Origin of the sequence: Enterococcus sp. DIV0236 (genome assembly GCF_050558525.1) — a bacterium.
In the GTDB taxonomy this organism is placed as follows: Bacteria; Bacillota; Bacilli; order Lactobacillales; family Enterococcaceae; genus Enterococcus; species Enterococcus faecalis.
In genome coordinates, this window is record NZ_CP187891.1 from 774,919 (window position 1) to 791,302 (window position 16,384).

Consider the following 16,384-nt stretch of genomic DNA (forward strand, 5'->3'; position numbering starts at 1 on the left):
AAAAACACAGTAAAATGCTGAATAACCTTAGTTGGGAACGTAAAAAGGCAAGTAAATTTAAGGGGGAAGACAGATGGCGATTACTATAAATATTTATTATAGTGGGACAAATGGAGGTGCAAGAGAATTTGCCAAAGAAATGATTGCCAGCGGAATTGTAGAGGCGATTCGTGCAGAAAAAGGGAATAGTCGCTATGAATACTTTTTTCCAATGGACGATGAAGAAACAGTTCTGCTGATTGATAGTTGGACAGATCAGGAAGCATTAGACAAACACCACGCTTCTCCAATGATGACCCGTATTACGGAACTTAGAGAAAAATATGATTTGCATATGAAAGTAGAAAGATATGTATCAGATGTAACAGACCCCTTGACAAAAGATGCTGCGTTTATAAGAAAATAACCAGAGTGCAATCATTGATCTTAAAAATTAGTGCTAGGAACATCAGCCGTTTCGACTGATGTTCCTAGCACTTTTTATCTTGTAAGGATGAATCATTTGTTACACACGTTAAATTAAAGAAGGACCATTTGTTCTTCAGTCACAGCCGGTTCGGTTAAAATTTTGGCTTGGGCAGCTGCGAGTTTCGCAATAGGTACCCGATAAGGTGAGCAAGAGATGTAGTTTAGGCCAAGTGTTTGGAAAAACGTGATGGATTGCGGATCACCACCGACTTCTCCACATACGCCGATACTCATGTTTGGTTTAGTGCGACGCGCTTTCTCTACAGCTAATTGAATCAGTTGACCAACACCTGTTTGATCTAATGATTGAAACGGATCTTGGGTAATGATTTTCTTTTCCCGATACGTATTAATGAATTTACCGATATCATCACGAGAAAAACCATAGGTCATTTGTGTTAAATCATTTGTTCCAAAGCTGAAAAAGTCTGCTTCTTCTGCTAACTGATCCGCAATCAGACAAGCTCTAGGTAGTTCAATCATTGTCCCGATTTCGTAAGGGAAAGGAGTCATTTTATGTTCTTCAAAGAGACCGTCAATCGTTTCTTTTAAAATGCGTTTGAGATAGAGAAGTTCTTCTTTTTCGGCGATTAGAGGAATCATCACTTCTGGATAAACAGTAATTCCTTCTTTGACTAATCGAATGGCACTAGTAAATAAGGCTGTAACTTGCATTTTGTATATTTGTGGTTGGGTCACACCTAAGCGACAACCACGATGACCCAACATTGGATTGGTTTCTTGTAACCGTTCAATTTGTTTGGCGATGGTCACCGGGAACCGTTGTAGTTGCTTCGCTAATAATTGAATATCATTCTTTTCATGAGGTAAAAACTCATGCATCGGCGGATCTAACAAGCGGACCACCATGGGCTTGTCTTGAACTACTTTCAGCATTTGATAAAAGTCTTCCTGTTGAAAATGAAGAAGTTGTTCCAACGCATAGGTTGCTTCCTTTTCAGACTCTGCTAAAATCAGGCGACGCATTTCCAAGACACGCTCTTCACCGAAAAACATATGCTCTGTTCGCGCTAAACCAATCCCCGCTGCGCCAAAACGGATAGCAGTCTCTAAATCTTGTGTAGTTTCTGCATTGGCACGAACAGTTAAATCAGCGTACGCATCTGCCCAAGACAAGAGCTCTTGAAGGTCATCGTTATTATCAACAGAAATTGTAGGAATTTCGCCAAGATAAATTTCCCCCGTTGAGCCATCGACGGAAATGATTGTTCCTTCTAAGATGACCTGTGGCCCGCAGTGTAGTTGTTTGGTTTCTTCATTGACGGTTAAACTTTCACAACCAGTCACACAGCAAGTTCCCATTCCTCGTGCGACCACAGCGGCATGAGAAGTCATTCCGCCACGACTGGTCACAATTGCTTCGCTTACAACCATGCCTTCAATATCTTCTGGTGAAGTTTCTTGACGAACAAGAATGACTTTCTTTCCTAGATTGGTCAGTTCTTTGGCTTTTTCTGCTGTAAAAACAATTTGGCCACTTGCTGCACCAGGACTAGCAGGAAGTCCCATAGCTAAACGTTCCATGTGTTGTCGTTTCTCTTGATCAAACACGGGATGAATTAATTGATCAATCGTATCAGGTGTCACACGCAACAGTGCTTCTTGTTTAGTAATGCGATTTTCTTTGGCTAAGTCTAAAGCAATTTTAACCGTAGCTGCGGCGGTTCGTTTCCCGTTTCTTGTTTGTAAAATATATAATTTTTCATTTTCAATGGTAAATTCAATATCTTGCATGTCACGATAATGATATTCTAAAAGTTCTGCGTAATGGCGAAAATCTTGATAAACTTTTGGCATAGTCAAACGTAAACGACGAATGGGTTCTGGCGTCCGAATACCAGCCACTACATCTTCTCCTTGCGCGTTCAAAAGAAACTCTCCAAACAGTTGATTTTCCCCTGTGACCGGATTTCTAGTGAAAACAACGCCAGTGCCACTGTCTAGTCCACGATTGCCGAAAACCATTTCTTGAATGTTGACAGCTGTACCTAAATCATGTGCAATATGATGTAAGTTTCGATAAACCACCGCACGTTGATTATTCCATGAATCAAAAACAGCTTTGATTGCTTCAAAAAGTTGTGCGACAGGGTCTTGCGGGAAGACCACATGATGTTGTTCAAAAACTTCTTGGTAGCGGACAATCAAGGCGAAATGATCTGCTTCTTGAAAAGCGGTAATTTTTTTGTTTAGCTCTTGTTCCAAGCGCTCTTTTTGTTGGTCAAATAATTCTTTGGGAATGTGATAGACGACGTCTCCAAACATTTGAATAAGTCGGCGATAACAGTCAAAAGCAAAACCAGGAGAGGTTAAGGTCGCAAATTTTTTCACACGTTGATCATTTAAACCTAAATTTAAAATAGTATCCATCATACCAGGCATCGAGAAGGCAGCACCGCTGCGAACGGAAACTAAGAGAATCTCATTGTCCGCGGTAAAAGATTTGCCTGTTTCAGTTTCTAGATTTTTAACCGCTTTCAAAATTTCTGATTGTAAGTGTTCTTCAAAGAAAGTAGCATCTGCCAAATAGTCCATACAGCAACGGGTTGTAATCGTGAATCCTTGCGGAATCGGCAAACCTAAGCGTGTCATTTCTGCCAAGTTCGCCCCTTTACCACCAAGAGTCTCTTTACCTTCATTGTGTGTTTCGTTAAAAGAATAAATAAACTTTTTCATGCGTGACCTCCGTTTAATATGTGTCTTATATGTTCAATAAACATCATAATTGACGGAAATAAGTTTGTCAATAGAAAAAGTTTCTTGTCAATATGTTGAAAAAACAATAAATATGTGTATAATTGTAAGCGAATGCACAATTTGTTTAAGAGGAATTGAGGAGGAAATGATGAAATTAAGTAAACGACAAGAGCAAATTATCGCTGTTGTAAAAGAGCATCAGCCAGTTAGTGGTGAACGCATTTCGGACATACTAGCCGTTTCACGTGCGACATTGCGTTCTGATTTGTCTTTTTTAACACTTTCAGGAATTTTAAAAGCAAGTCCGAAAGTTGGTTATACTTACGAAAGTGATAATATGGAGGCTTTTTTCTTTTTTGATGTTTTTCAAACAAAAGTTCAGGAGATCATGAGTCCACCATTGATGGTTGCCCAAGACACCTCAATTCGAGATGCGATTACCAACTTGTTTATGTATGATGTCGGTTCTCTTTATGTCATGGATGAAGCAAAAGAATTATTAGGGGTTTTGTCACGAAAAGATTTATTACGGGCCTCTTTAAATACAAATATTGATGGCACACCTGTTGCTGTTTGTATGACAAGAGTGCCACATGTGAAAACCTGCACACCAGAATTTACTATTCTTGAAGCTGCTGACACTTTGCAAAAATACGAAGTGGATTCTTTGCCAGTCGTTGAAAAAGAAAATCCTAAAAAAGTTATTGGAAAAATTACGAAAACGAAAATTTTAACCTATATTACGCAACAAGCGAAAGAAGCCGCACAAAACAGATAAGGGAGCTTAATTATGAAAAAAGAGATCATTGTTTATACTATTTCCGATTCACTTGGAGAAACATCACAAAAATTGTTAGCTGCAGCAAGCGCACAATATCCAGATATTTCTTTTCTTAATCGATACAATTTTTCTTTTGTCACAACAGAAGAAGAATTATTAGAGATTTTAAAAGATGCCTTAAAAGATAAAGCCTTAGTTGTCAGTACATTAGTCAGTAAACAACTAATCACAGCGGCGAAAGAATTTAGTGAACGAACAGGGTTGTTATATTTAGATTTAATGGCGCCATTTTTTGAATTAATTCAAGCGAAAGCCGGAGTAGATCCTATTGAAGAGCCTGGACGACGCCACCAACTAGATCGTGCTTACTTTGATAAAATCTCAGCGATTGAATTTGCTGTAAAATATGATGATGGCAAAAATCCTCAAGGGTTTCTTGATTCTGATATATTGTTATTAGGCGTTTCGCGGACCTCAAAAACGCCAGTCAGTATGTATTTAGCAAATCAAGGCTACCGCGTTTCTAACTTACCATTAATTCCAGAAGTTCCATTGCCGCCAATTTTGGAAGAAATGGATCCACAAAAAATGATTGGTTTAGTTTGTTCGCCAGAAACATTAGGACAGATTCGTAGCAGTCGGTTGGCTTCCTTAGGTTTAGGTAATGAGACCAGTTATACCAATGTTGAACGGATTGAACAAGAATTAGCTTATGCTGAAGAAATTTTTGCGAAGTATGGTATCCCAGTGATTGATGTAACCGCAAAATCTGTCGAAGAAACAGCCTTTTTGATTAAAGAAAAACTAGATGAAAGAAATTAAAAAGCTTGGCAACCTCACTAAATTTCAGTGAAGTTGTCAAGCTTTTTATACTTAATTGGGCTTCTTTTTGTTAGTCAATATTTTTTTGATCGACAATGAGTAAAGCGATCATCACGTAGACAATCCAACTACTTTTAGAATAAAGTGTATAGCGGGGTTGCCATTTGCTAGCAAATTTTTCCTTGTATTCGCGTAATCCTTGGAAGGAGTAAATTTCTGAACCAAATTCATAAATTAACGCAGCAATCCGTTCTTGAATAAAACTTTTTCTTGATTGACCAACATTGGCTAACGGAGCCATCCCTAAATTGAAATAATGAATATTTTCTGTTTTCATATATTCAAATAAATGAATAAATAAGAAATCCATACTTCCAGAAGGGGCTTTTTCTTTATGGTGACGCATCAAGTCGATGGTACCAACTTCATTTGTGTAACTAGGAATGATATTAGCGAAAGAGACCATTTCTCCTTCAGCATTTCGGACAACAGCAATTGGGTTTCTTTGAAGATACGCTTCATCGAAAAATCCTAGTGAAAAGCCTTTTTCTTTTCGATTGTCTAACCAACTATCCGAAATAGCTTTTAATTCGTGCATTTGTTCGGTACTAAAAGGAGGTTGGAGTACGTCAAATGAATAGCCGGCTTTGGTAATTTTATTAAACACTGCGCGGGTACCTTTGAATTTTTTCCCAGACATCGTAAATGTTTCTAGATTAACTAAGGCTTCTTCGCCCATTTTGATAAATTCGTAGCCATATTCGTGTAGTAACATCACGCTGTCCTCATTGGTTTCGTAAAAGACGGGTACATAGCCGAAACGATCTGTTTCTTTAAGGAATGCATCAATCGCCGCAGGAAAATCTTCTTTGTTCCCAGAAGGGTTGCCCATCACAACGCATTTATTATTAATGGTGTTGAATTGTAAAAAGACAGTCGGTTCTTCTTTGGGATATAAGAAAACCTGTTTATCATGAAGAAAGACAAGTTCACTGTCAATATTCCCGCCATAAGTTGTTAAGATATTATGCAAGATACTATCTTCTGGAAACTCACCAACTTGGTGTTTTTTCCCTTGAAGGTAGCGAACAAATAGAAAGTTAAAACTCATAACTAAGAGGATAGCGATAAATCCTGACAACCAGATCCGTTCGGAAGGGAACAAGAAAAATTCCACAAAATGATGACGATGGTGTGGGAAGTTCGGTAAATTATAAACACCAATTACCAGGTATAACAAAGTCAACAAGCCAAAGATAAACCCATCAATCGTCATCCACTCCCAAGAGTAAACCAGTTGTTCACGGTACAATTCTGATTTTGAAAAAATAACGATAAATAATAAAATAGCTAAATAGAAAATGGAAAACATACTAAAGTCAACAACAAATGAATACAAGATAGCACCAATTAATAAAATAATCGTTGGATAATAGGCTCTTTTAACACGATCAGCAATCCCACGTCCCATAATTAATAATGCAAAGCCTAAGACAATACTCGGAATTTGAATAATAATATGAGAACGGAAGGGGTTAATATCTCTTAACCAATGCACTTGAGTGAAGGCTTCTGGAATAGTGGCTAGGAGCACCATCATAATTCCTGAAAAATAAAGTAAAACCACTTCCAGCTTGTGGGCAATTTCCAAAGTAATTTGTTTTAGCAATTGACGATAATGAGTATCCAACTTTTGGCTTAAGTGTTTTGTAAAGAACAAACAGCCAATTAAGAAAGGAATAATATAATAGAATAAACGATAGAGCAATAACCACAAAACAATAATTTCACGATCGACACCTAAGTTGCTCAGTCCTAAAATCATCATGACATCAAAACTACCTAAAGCCCCTGGAATCATCGAAGCAATCCCAATAATCGAAGCTGCTACATATAAAGGAACAATATCAATTAAAGGAATCGGTACATCTAATAAGTAACCAATACTGATAAAGGTAATTAAAACACCTGTCCATTCTAAAAACGAAGAAACAACTAGAGATAAGCGATTTTTTGCATCGAGGTTACCAAAGGAACTATTTTTTTGGAAATGTAAAATAAGATAAAGTAATGGGAAATAAAGACCGCCACCTAATAACCAAATCCAATATTGCTGTAAATAAGCCATCTTTGGATCAAACTGAACAAGGAAAAAGCAAAGAATACTATAAATAGATAGACCGGATAACACAAAAAGTAAAATATGGGTTAACGCAGGTAAAATTTTCTTTTCCTCTGTTTTATTTCCATAAAATTCAGAACGAAGTCCCATGCTGACCAAACCACCGAATCCACCAATATTATTGATGGTATTGACAATCCAGCTAGATTCAAGGAGTTCCCGTTTTGAGACTTTCAAGTTTAAAATGCGATTTAATGTTAAGTCATAATTTAGCATCGGAGTAACGGAAACTAAACCGATAACCATCATCAATAACAATTTCCATAGCGGAATCTCATCAAAAATCTGTTTTAACTGTTCAAATGAGATCGTTTTACCAATTGATAAAAGTTGGGCAACAACAATAATTGAGACCGCAATAACAAACAGTGTTTTTAGTAATCCTGTATGCGTTTTGATCCAATGAATAATTTGTTTCATTTAGACACCTTCATTTCCTTTAAGAATTTTTCGATTGTTTTATTAAAAATATCTGGTGAGTTTTTGGCAAATAAATGACCCTGTTTATTTACCAAGACCAATTTACCATCAGGAATGGCATCAGCAATCGCCCGTGAATGGGAAAGCGCAATTAAATCTCGACTGCCAGTAATAACAAGAGTAGGACAGGGGATGTGTTCTAAATCTTGTTTTGTCAGTCCAGTATCTTCAAATAACAGAGCCACGATAGGGAGCCGTGCGCGCAATTTTTTTGAAAAAAAGGCGCCAATACGACAAAACCAATATTGAAAATAAGTGGCAATCGTTACATATTTTTTCAGACCAGACATGGTGACATTTCCAGAATTTAAGACGAGTTTGTTGACGAAATCAGGATATAAATGGGTAAAAACCATGGCAATATTTGCTCCGTCACTAAAGCCCAATAAATTAATTTTTGTTAAGTGTTCTTGTTGAATAATACCAGCTAAATCTTCTGCTAAAAGCGGAAAAGTTAATTGACTTTGTGTATTGGTGGAACGTCCATGTCCGCGGGTATCCACCGCAATAACTTGATACTCCTTGGAGAAATAAGAAATTTGATAATTAAAAAAAGTATGATCATTGCCATTACCATGAAGTAACACAAGGGGGTAATTTGTTTCTTTGCCAAAAATTTGATAAAAAATTTGACTGCCATCTATTGTTTGAAAATATTTTTCTATTGCCATTCTCCGTCACCTATCTCATCTATAATCAATCGAGTCCTCTCTCATTATAGAGTCTTTTGTCTTTTTTTTGTAATAAAAAACAGAAAATTTTCCGAACAGTTTTGTAAGGTGTTGTAATATAGTGTGATATAGTAGAAGATAGCCACCTAAAAATTAGGCTAGAGGAGGGGAAGTTGATGTCTTTAATCGTTTTAATTGGTGCCCAAGCTGTCGGGAAAATGACCGTTGGCAAGGCTTTAGAAAAGCAGTTAGATGCTAAATTACTATTTAATCATCAAACCATTGACTTATTTGCAAACTATCTTGGGTATACGGAACGTGCATTTCAATTGTCTGATTCCGTTAGAAAGGAACTTTTTCATGCCTTTGTCGAAAATCCAGCCACAAATACAACAAAAAACATTATTTTTACAGTGGTGATTGCTTTTGATCAAGAACAAGATTTTCAATTTTTAGAAGAAATATCAGAAATTTTTCTTAGTAAACATGAAGCCGTCTATTTCGTCGAACTCGTCTCTTCAACAGCAATCCGCCTAGAACGAAATGTTCATCCAGAACGGCTAGAGGCAAAACCTTCAAAACGCGATGTCGACTTTTCTCGAAAAGAATTACTCAATACCTTTAAAGAACATCGATTAGTAAGCCACGAAGGTGAACTAGAAAGTACATTTCCAAATGTAAAAATAACGAAAATAAATAATTCAAACATGACACCAGAAGAAGTAGCAACGAAGATAATTACTACTTTTGGTTTGACATAATGTGAAAGGAACATCGGAATCAATGAAAAAGTTTTTTAAATATCTCGGTAGCTTGATGGTCCTTCTTCTAAGCATAGCTTTAATTTTGATAGGATATTTAACCTTCCGAGAGTTTCGACCACGAGCGGTTGAACCAGTTGCTATAAATAAACAATTTTCAGAACAAACCATCGAAAAACAGCAATCCATTTCTTTAGTCACGTATAACATAGGCTATGCCGGCCTAGGACAAACAGAAGATTTTTTTATGGACGGTGGCAAAACTGTCCAACCAGTTAATAAGGCAATGGTCCAACAGAATTTAACAGGCATTGAAGAAACCTTAAAAGAATTACCAGCGATGATTTACTTATTCCAAGAAGTCGATCGTCGCTCGCAACGTTCTTATGAAGTCAATCAAGAGGAAGAATTACAAAAACAGCTACAGCTGAACAGCGCATTTGCTTATAATTTTAAGGTAGATTATGTGCCCATTCCTTGGCCGCCGATTGGACGAGTAGAAAGTGGTTTATTAACATTATCAAATGAAAAAATAACAGAGGCTAAACGCATTGCTTTACCCAATCCCTTTCGTTGGCCCGTTAGCATTAGTAACTTAAAACGAGCGCTTCTAGAAACGCGCTTTTCAATTAAAGGCACAGACAAAGAATTAGTGGTTTTTAACTTACATTTGGAAGCCTATGACAATGGGGATGGGAAGATTGCTCAAAGCAAAAAGTTAGCTGACGTATTATCCCAAGAATACGCTAAAGGAAACTATGTAATTGCTGGAGGTGACTTTAATCAAGTTTTCAAAGGCAGTCATCGATATCCTGACTTAGGGGAAGCTGGTTGGGTACCAGGAGAAATTGATCCTGCAGACTTACCTAAACATTTTTCACTTGCTTATGATGATCAACAACCGACTGTGCGGGTGCTTAATAAGCCTTACACTGGCTCTTATGAAACATCTCAAGTGTATGTAATTGATGGTTTTATTGTTTCTGATAATGTGGCTGTTCATAGCGTGAAAACAAAGGACGAACAATTTAAATATACAGATCACCAACCTGTGAAGATGGAAGTTGGATTGAAATAGAAAAAGTACAAACGGTGCTCATTGCTTGCACCGTTTGTACTTTTTATTTTATAGATAGCCTTTAGTAATAGAATGAGTGGAATTTAGCATATTTGCTGGTGTTCCTGTAAAAAGAAGCTGTCCGCCTTTTTCTCCACCTTCGGGACCTAGTTCAATCAACCAGTCAGCACTTTTAATCACGTCAATGTGATGTTCTAATAAAATCAAGCTGTTTCCTTCTTCTACCATTCGATTGAAAAGTTGAAGACTTTGTTGGATATCAATTAAGTGTAAACCATCTGTAGGTTCATCCATTAAATAGATAGCTTTTTTTTGGTGAAGTGTGTCTGCTAATTTTACCCTTTGCAATTCGCCACCAGATAATGTTGAGAGCGATTGATTGAGTTTAAGATAGCTTAAGCCAACTTCTAGTAAATTTTTTAATGAAAGAGCAAAAGGCTGGTCTTTGAAAAAATCATAGCCATCTTTAACGCTTAAAGCTAGTACTTCAACGATATTTTTTCCGTTATACAGATAATGAAGCACCTCTTCTTTGTAACGCGTTCCGTGACAGGTTTCGCAAATACTAGTAACATCCTCCATAAAAGACATATCGGAGACAATTATTCCTTTCCCCTTGCAAGTAGGACAGGCGCCTTTGGAATTATAGCTAAATAAAGCTGGACTAACATGATTTTCTTCCGCAAACAGTTTGCGGACCTTATCAAAAATATTGAGATAGGTCATTGGTGTGGATCGTAAATTTGCGGTAATGCTTTTTTGTGAAAGATGAATAATTTCTTGGTTATCAGCCTGGGCTTTTTGATAAATTTCTTCCGCTAATGATGATTTACCTGAACCAGCGACCCCACAAATAACAGTCAAAACTCCTAACGGAACTTCGACAGATAGATTGTTTAAATTATGCAGTGTCGCATGTTCGATTGTTAAAGACTTCCTTACTTTTCTTGGTTGGTCGTTTAAAGGGAGCGGCTCTTGAAGGGCTTGACTAGTCAAGGTTTTGGAGGCTAAAAATGCGTCATACGTTCCTGAAAACTGGACATGGCCACCATTTTCGCCTGCGAAAGGTCCGATATCGATGATAAAATCAGCTTCTCTAATTAATTGTGGATTGTGTTCCACCAGAACCACGGTGTTTCCTTTATTTTTTAAATTGAGCAATGCACGACTGATCCGTTCGATGTCCTTTGGATGTAAGCCAGCACTTGGTTCATCTAAAATATACATAATATCGTTTAAGGCGCTGTTTACATACTTAGCAATTTTAATCCGCTGTGCTTCACCACCAGAAAGTGTTTCAGTTGCTCGTCCTAATGTGAGGTAGGAGAGACCGATATTAATTAATGCTTCTAGACGTACAAGTAGCTCTTCTTGAATATTTTTTATTAAGGAAAGGTCCATCGAACGAATAAAAGAATGTAATTCAGTGAGTGGCATGTCAACAGCATCAGCAATACTTTTCTGATTAATTTTGCAGCTACGAACACGTTCATTGACTCTACTTCCTAAACAATCAGGACATCTTTTTACGGTAACAAAGTGATTAAGGTATTTTTGATGACGTTTGCCTTCGTCTGTATGCAATATGCTACGTTGCATGCGCGGGACGATTCCTTCATACAAAGCTGTATGAGGCCACTCTTTGGGTGGATTAGCTAGTTTTTGTTGTGGAGCATATAAAAATAATGCTAACTCTTCAGGGGAATAGTCCTTGATTTTTTTATCCAAATCAAATAGACCACTATGGGCATAACGCTTCCACCGCCAGTTGCCAACTGTAAATGTGGGGAAATCGATAGACCCTTCGTTTAATGATTTGTCATAATCAACTAGCTGATGAAGATTGATTTCGGTAATCTTTCCTAAGCCATCGCATGTTGGACATTTTCCATCCGGATGATTAAACGAAAAAGTATCTGAATAACCAACAAATGGAGAACCTGCTCGTGAAAACAGCAAACGTAAAAACGTATAAATATCTGTGTACGTTCCCACTGTCGAACGAGAATTACCTGCTACTTTTTTCTGGTCAATGACAATTGCAACAGGAAGATTCTCGATTTTTTCAACTTCTGGACGACCATATTTGGGTAAGTAATTTTGAACAAACGAACTAAATGTATCATTTAGTTCACGACGTGATTCAGCGGCTAATGTGTCAAATACTAAGGAGGACTTTCCTGAACCCGAAAGTCCAGTAACAACAGTTAGTTGCTTTTTAGGGATATTGACAGAGACATTCTTCAAATTATTTTGTGTTGCGTGCTTAATTTCAATCCATTCCATTAAAAAACCTCCGTTTCTATTCTATTTTAGCATATAAAAAGAACCTAGCCTAAAAGTTGAACATTGGAATTTTCAAGAGAACTTTACTTTTTAATCGCTTTCATTTATGCTATAAGTAATACAGATTTTTTATCTGTATTAATAGATAAAGGATGTGACTTATGAAGAAGTCGATTTTGTTCAAAAAGTTAGGGATTATTTTATTAATTAGCCAAACACTGGTAGGGGTACCAATGTTGGCACAAGAAAGTATACTAGAAACAACCGTTCAAACAGAGACGGAATCAGTAACAACAGAAACCAGTCAGACGGTAGCTAACTTGGAATCTGAAACTACTAGCCAAACGGTGATGCAGGAAAAAGAATCCTCTTCGACAATCGCCGAAAGCAGTAGCCGAAATGTGGTTGCAGTAACCACTGAAACCACAAATGAGATACAAAATAGTGATACAGATGGAAAAGCTGTTTCTGCAGAGAATGCTTTTTCAGAAGCAGATTATAAACAAGCAACTGCACTGGAGTTAGCAACTTTAGTAAGAGAAAAAAAGGTGACGAGCGAAGAATTAGTAAAAATTGCGTTGGCCATCACTAAACGTGAAAATCCTACATTAAATGCGGTCATTACTTTACGAGAAGAAGCGGCTTTGACAGAAGCAAAAGCTTTACAAGATACAGGTCAACCATTTCTAGGTGTGCCGCTCTTACTAAAAGGGTTAGGACAATCCTTGAAAGGTGAAAGCAACACGAACGGTTTTGGTTTTCTCCAAGATCAAGTAGCTGGTGGGACATCGACCTTTGTCAAAGCACTACAAAATGCCGGATTCATAATCATTGGTCAAACGAATTATCCAGAATTAGGTTGGAAGAATATTTCAGATTCGAAGTTATATGGTATTTCCGTCAATCCATGGAATCCTAACCATTATTCAGGTGGTTCTTCAGGCGGAGCGGGTGCTAGTGTCGCCGCGGCATTTGTTCCCATTGCTTCTGGAAGTGATGCTGGTGGCTCTATCCGCATCCCTGCTTCTTGGACAGGCACCGTAGGCTTGAAACCTTCTAGAGGAGTAATCATTGGCAATTCTAATAGTGCAAAAGGTCAAACTGTTCACTTTGGTTTAAGTCGAACCGTGGCGGATACAAATGCATTATTTGAAACCTTATTAACCAAAAAAGATCTTCCTGCGGGACATTTAAGTCAAGCGCAACCCATTGCTTATACAACAGAATCCCCTGCCGGAACGCCTGTAAGTGCCGAAGCAAAAGAGGCGGTCGCTGAAGCTGTTGCTTTTTTAAAAGACCAAGGGTACACATTGGTTGAAGTGAAGCACCCTGTTGATGGGGAACGTCTAATGAAAAATTATTATACTGTAGCTGCTGGCTCAGCAGGAATTGCCGATTTTATGGCGCGGCAGAAATTAAAAAGACCGCTTGAACGAAATGATGTAGAACTGTTAACATGGGCGCTTTTTCAAACAGGAAAAAATATAACGAGTGAAGAGACAACTGCGGCTTGGACAGATATTGCTTTACAAGCACAAGCGATGGACGAATTTTATCAACAGTATCCTATCTTATTAACACCAACGACGGCTGCCACGGCACCTAGTATTGATAATCCGTTACTAAAACCAGAACATGCAGCACAGATGGAAAAAATTGACCAATTGTCACCAGCAGAACAAAAACAATTGATTTATGACCAATGGCTGACGGCGTTCACATATACACCGTTTACACAACAAGCAAATTTATTTGGACATCCAGCATTAAGTGTACCAACTTACGTTTCAAAAGAAGGACTGCCTTTGGGGATTCAATTTAATAGTGCATTAAATGAAGACCGAACATTGCTACAATTAGGTGCTTTATTTGAAAATAACCACAAGATAAATCAACCACATGTAGAAGAACCAGAAAAAGACAAAGACCCAGATGCAAGTGGCGAACCAGAAAAAGACAAAGACCCAGATGCAAGCGGCGAACCAGATAAGGATAAAGAACCAGATGCAAGCGGCGAACCAGAAAAAGACAAAGAGCCAGATGCAAGTGGCGAACCAGAAAAAGATAAAGACTCAGATGCAAGTGGCAAACCAGATAAAGACAAAGAAACAAAAACAAGTGAAGGACCAATCGAAGGAAAAGATCAAAACCAAAATCCAGACAAAGCTGGAAAAACTACTAGTGAGTCATCCTTAGATAATTCGCTGAATTCATCAGCAAATCAGGGAACCAAATCAACAGAAAGTACGCATGCTTTTTCTAATAAAAGTATGATTGGGAAACAAGAACAGCTTCCCAAAAAAGTATTACCAAAAGCAGGTGCAGAAGTACCTAGTACTTTCTGGATTGTTTTAGGAGGAGCTTTCTTAGTAACGAGTGGAACGATTTATATAAGGAAAACTAGAAAATGATAACCAGTGAAGGCTGGAGACAATTTATCCCCAATTGTCTCCAGCCTTTTTTCTTTGGTATACTAAAACCAATAGGGAAATGGAGGCGAAAGTAATGAGGGCGTTTGAGAAGATTCCAGCGTTTCAGCAATGGCAAAAAGTTGAAGCTATTCATCGTGGTTGGTCAACGGATTTAAAGTTTAAAGTTACTAAAAATCAAGAAACCTTTTTATTGCGAATTTTTCAACAAGAAGAGTTATTAGCTAAACAACAAGAATATCAATTTATCAAAAAAGTAGCGGCGTTAGGATTTCCCAGTTCTAAACCTTTTTTATGTGCACCTATTCCTGAAAGTGAACAAGGATACATGTTATTAACGTATCTAGAAGGTGAAGACTTAAGCGGTGTTTTACCCGCTCTTTCTCCCAAAGGACAACTGAACTTAGGCGTAGAGGCAGGCCGCTATTTAAACAAAATCCATAAGCTTTTGTTGCCTGAAAGGATTAGTCAAAGAGAGATTGCGCGAAATTTATACGAAAAAAAGCAGAGCCAACTAAATAAGTATAAGGAATCTCAATTTTGTATGCCGTACCAGCAGCCAATAATTTCATATTTAGAAAAACAATTACCGTTATTGCAACAACGGCCTGTAGTTTATCAGCATGGAGATTTCCATGTAGGAAATTTTATTTACTTGCCAACTAGGCAGGTCGGTGTGATTGATTTTAATCGATGGGATTTTGGGGATCCTTATGAAGAATTTTACAAGTTACAATTTTTTTCAAGAAATGTTTCGCCATTGTTTGCTTATGGTCAATTACAAGGTTATTTTGCTGGGAAAGTTCCTACCTTATTTTGGCAGTTTCAAAAGCTTTATACTTTTCACGCAGGACTCTATTCTTTAGTTTGGGCACTGAGCTTTGGTGAAAAAGAAATCAGGACTATGGAACAGCAATACCAACAATTACTAGAGGACTATAATTGTGGAGAATTACTAGTTCCCAAATGGTTTTCAACTATCCAAAGAAAGGGATTGAGATTTTAGGTTTATTTCGATAGAATAAAAACAAAAACAGGAGTTTAAGGAATGAAACTAAACGGGATTATTATGATAACGGTTGTTGGAAGCGTTTTATCTGGCTGTGGTTGGCAAAAATCGAAAGAGGAATCACAGAAAGTACAAACCGTACAAACAAACAATGTAAATACTGAAGAAACAAGAGCAATTTCAGCAACCGAAGTTAGTCAAACCACGGCGTTGGAATTAGAGCAAACAACGCAAACACAAGAATTAACTGAATTAGTTACAGAAGAAGGGACGATTTGGAATCAGCAAAAAGCAAAACAGTTAGGACAATACATGGAAACCTGGGGTCAAGAACGCAATCAGAACTATCAAGCGTACCAACCAGGTTACTCTGTAGCTTTTTACACGATTCAAGTGCCTGATGATTTATTGAGTTATGAACCTAAAATACAACCAGCTATTGGGAACAATCCCATTTGGTTAAATTGGTCAGAAACAGGCAGCGAAGGGGGTTATTGTCTGGTGGCAGTATACTCTGACAGTGCGACACAAGTTGCCCAGAAGCATGTCTATTTATTTACTTTAGTGAATGGTGAAGCTAAAGTTTATGTGAGTAAAGAACAGCCAGTAGAGGAGCAACCTTATTTGTTTTTAAAAGAAACAAGCAATACAGAACTGAAAGAACAATTCACAAATCTTGTGAATAATCTTTAATTTTTT

The 16,384-nt window shown here is 37.5% G+C and carries 12 protein-coding genes; 8 read left to right on the forward strand and 4 right to left on the reverse strand.

Annotated elements, in window-relative coordinates:
- Nucleotides 1–73: 73 nt before the first annotated feature.
- Nucleotides 74–406: a putative quinol monooxygenase gene (locus tag IGK27_RS03780; RefSeq protein WP_002355924.1), complete on the forward strand. Its 333-nt coding sequence runs from the start codon at nucleotides 74–76 to the stop codon at nucleotides 404–406.
- Nucleotides 407–519: 113 nt separating this feature from the next.
- Here IGK27_RS03780 and ppdK read toward each other — a convergent pair whose 3' ends face one another.
- Nucleotides 520–3,165, reverse strand: coding sequence for a pyruvate, phosphate dikinase (gene ppdK / locus IGK27_RS03785; protein WP_033626698.1), 2,646 nt, complete (start codon nucleotides 3,163–3,165; stop codon nucleotides 520–522).
- Nucleotides 3,166–3,334: 169 nt separating this feature from the next.
- On the opposite strand from ppdK, the gene IGK27_RS03790 reads away from it, so the two are divergent.
- Together IGK27_RS03790 and IGK27_RS03795 are read left to right on the forward strand one after the other, a co-directional pair.
- Nucleotides 3,335–3,964, forward strand: coding sequence for a helix-turn-helix transcriptional regulator (locus IGK27_RS03790; RefSeq protein WP_002355926.1), 630 nt, complete (start codon nucleotides 3,335–3,337; stop codon nucleotides 3,962–3,964).
- Between the two features lie 12 nt (nucleotides 3,965–3,976).
- On the forward strand, nucleotides 3,977–4,789 hold the full coding sequence (locus IGK27_RS03795) for a pyruvate, water dikinase regulatory protein (protein ID WP_002355927.1): 813 nt from the start codon (nucleotides 3,977–3,979) through the stop codon (nucleotides 4,787–4,789).
- A gap of 70 nt (nucleotides 4,790–4,859) precedes the next feature.
- On the opposite strand, the gene mprF is transcribed toward IGK27_RS03795, so the two are convergent.
- Both mprF and IGK27_RS03805 read right to left on the reverse strand, forming a co-directional pair.
- On the reverse strand, nucleotides 4,860–7,391 hold the full coding sequence (gene mprF / locus IGK27_RS03800; protein ID WP_002355928.1) for a bifunctional lysylphosphatidylglycerol flippase/synthetase MprF: 2,532 nt from the start codon (nucleotides 7,389–7,391) through the stop codon (nucleotides 4,860–4,862).
- Nucleotides 7,388–8,122: an alpha/beta fold hydrolase gene (locus tag IGK27_RS03805; protein ID WP_002361424.1), complete on the reverse strand. Its 735-nt coding sequence runs from the start codon at nucleotides 8,120–8,122 to the stop codon at nucleotides 7,388–7,390. The genes mprF and IGK27_RS03805 overlap by 4 nt, the downstream gene beginning before the upstream one ends.
- A gap of 176 nt (nucleotides 8,123–8,298) precedes the next feature.
- On the opposite strand from IGK27_RS03805, the gene IGK27_RS03810 reads away from it, so the two are divergent.
- Both IGK27_RS03810 and IGK27_RS03815 read left to right on the forward strand, forming a co-directional pair.
- Nucleotides 8,299–8,883, forward strand: coding sequence for a hypothetical protein (locus tag IGK27_RS03810; RefSeq protein ID WP_002404468.1), 585 nt, complete (start codon nucleotides 8,299–8,301; stop codon nucleotides 8,881–8,883).
- A 22-nt stretch (nucleotides 8,884–8,905) separates the two neighbouring features.
- Entirely contained in the window at nucleotides 8,906–9,961 is a 1,056-nt protein-coding gene (locus IGK27_RS03815; RefSeq protein ID WP_002404466.1) for an endonuclease subunit UvrC, read from the forward strand.
- A gap of 48 nt (nucleotides 9,962–10,009) precedes the next feature.
- On the opposite strand, the gene IGK27_RS03820 is transcribed toward IGK27_RS03815, so the two are convergent.
- On the reverse strand, nucleotides 10,010–12,247 hold the full coding sequence (locus tag IGK27_RS03820) for an ATP-binding cassette domain-containing protein (protein ID WP_033626697.1): 2,238 nt from the start codon (nucleotides 12,245–12,247) through the stop codon (nucleotides 10,010–10,012).
- A gap of 161 nt (nucleotides 12,248–12,408) precedes the next feature.
- Between IGK27_RS03820 and IGK27_RS03825 the strand changes: the two genes are divergently transcribed.
- From IGK27_RS03825 to IGK27_RS03835, 3 genes are all read left to right on the forward strand, one after another.
- Nucleotides 12,409–14,658, forward strand: coding sequence for an amidase family protein (locus IGK27_RS03825; RefSeq protein WP_430596430.1), 2,250 nt, complete (start codon nucleotides 12,409–12,411; stop codon nucleotides 14,656–14,658).
- Between the two features lie 79 nt (nucleotides 14,659–14,737).
- Nucleotides 14,738–15,682, forward strand: coding sequence for an aminoglycoside phosphotransferase family protein (locus IGK27_RS03830; protein WP_002386204.1), 945 nt, complete (start codon nucleotides 14,738–14,740; stop codon nucleotides 15,680–15,682).
- 42 nt (nucleotides 15,683–15,724) lie between these two features.
- On the forward strand, nucleotides 15,725–16,378 hold the full coding sequence (locus IGK27_RS03835) for a DUF4767 domain-containing protein (RefSeq protein WP_033626695.1): 654 nt from the start codon (nucleotides 15,725–15,727) through the stop codon (nucleotides 16,376–16,378).
- Nucleotides 16,379–16,384 lie beyond the last annotated feature (6 nt).

What these genes read in the sequence shown, in the direction of transcription:
- IGK27_RS03780 (WP_002355924.1), top strand. Translation starts at nt 74, where the DNA reads ATGGCGATTACTATAAATATTTATTATAGTGGGACAAATGGAGGTGCA.
- ppdK (WP_033626698.1), bottom strand. Translation starts at nt 3,165, where the DNA reads ATGAAAAAGTTTATTTATTCTTTTAACGAAACACACAATGAAGGTAAA.
- IGK27_RS03790 (WP_002355926.1), top strand. Translation starts at nt 3,335, where the DNA reads ATGAAATTAAGTAAACGACAAGAGCAAATTATCGCTGTTGTAAAAGAG.
- IGK27_RS03795 (WP_002355927.1), top strand. Translation starts at nt 3,977, where the DNA reads ATGAAAAAAGAGATCATTGTTTATACTATTTCCGATTCACTTGGAGAA.
- mprF (WP_002355928.1), bottom strand. Translation starts at nt 7,391, where the DNA reads ATGAAACAAATTATTCATTGGATCAAAACGCATACAGGATTACTAAAA.
- IGK27_RS03805 (WP_002361424.1), bottom strand. Translation starts at nt 8,122, where the DNA reads ATGGCAATAGAAAAATATTTTCAAACAATAGATGGCAGTCAAATTTTT.
- IGK27_RS03810 (WP_002404468.1), top strand. Translation starts at nt 8,299, where the DNA reads ATGTCTTTAATCGTTTTAATTGGTGCCCAAGCTGTCGGGAAAATGACC.
- IGK27_RS03815 (WP_002404466.1), top strand. Translation starts at nt 8,906, where the DNA reads ATGAAAAAGTTTTTTAAATATCTCGGTAGCTTGATGGTCCTTCTTCTA.
- IGK27_RS03820 (WP_033626697.1), bottom strand. Translation starts at nt 12,247, where the DNA reads ATGGAATGGATTGAAATTAAGCACGCAACACAAAATAATTTGAAGAAT.
- IGK27_RS03825 (WP_430596430.1), top strand. Translation starts at nt 12,409, where the DNA reads ATGAAGAAGTCGATTTTGTTCAAAAAGTTAGGGATTATTTTATTAATT.
- IGK27_RS03830 (WP_002386204.1), top strand. Translation starts at nt 14,738, where the DNA reads ATGGAGGCGAAAGTAATGAGGGCGTTTGAGAAGATTCCAGCGTTTCAG.
- IGK27_RS03835 (WP_033626695.1), top strand. Translation starts at nt 15,725, where the DNA reads ATGAAACTAAACGGGATTATTATGATAACGGTTGTTGGAAGCGTTTTA.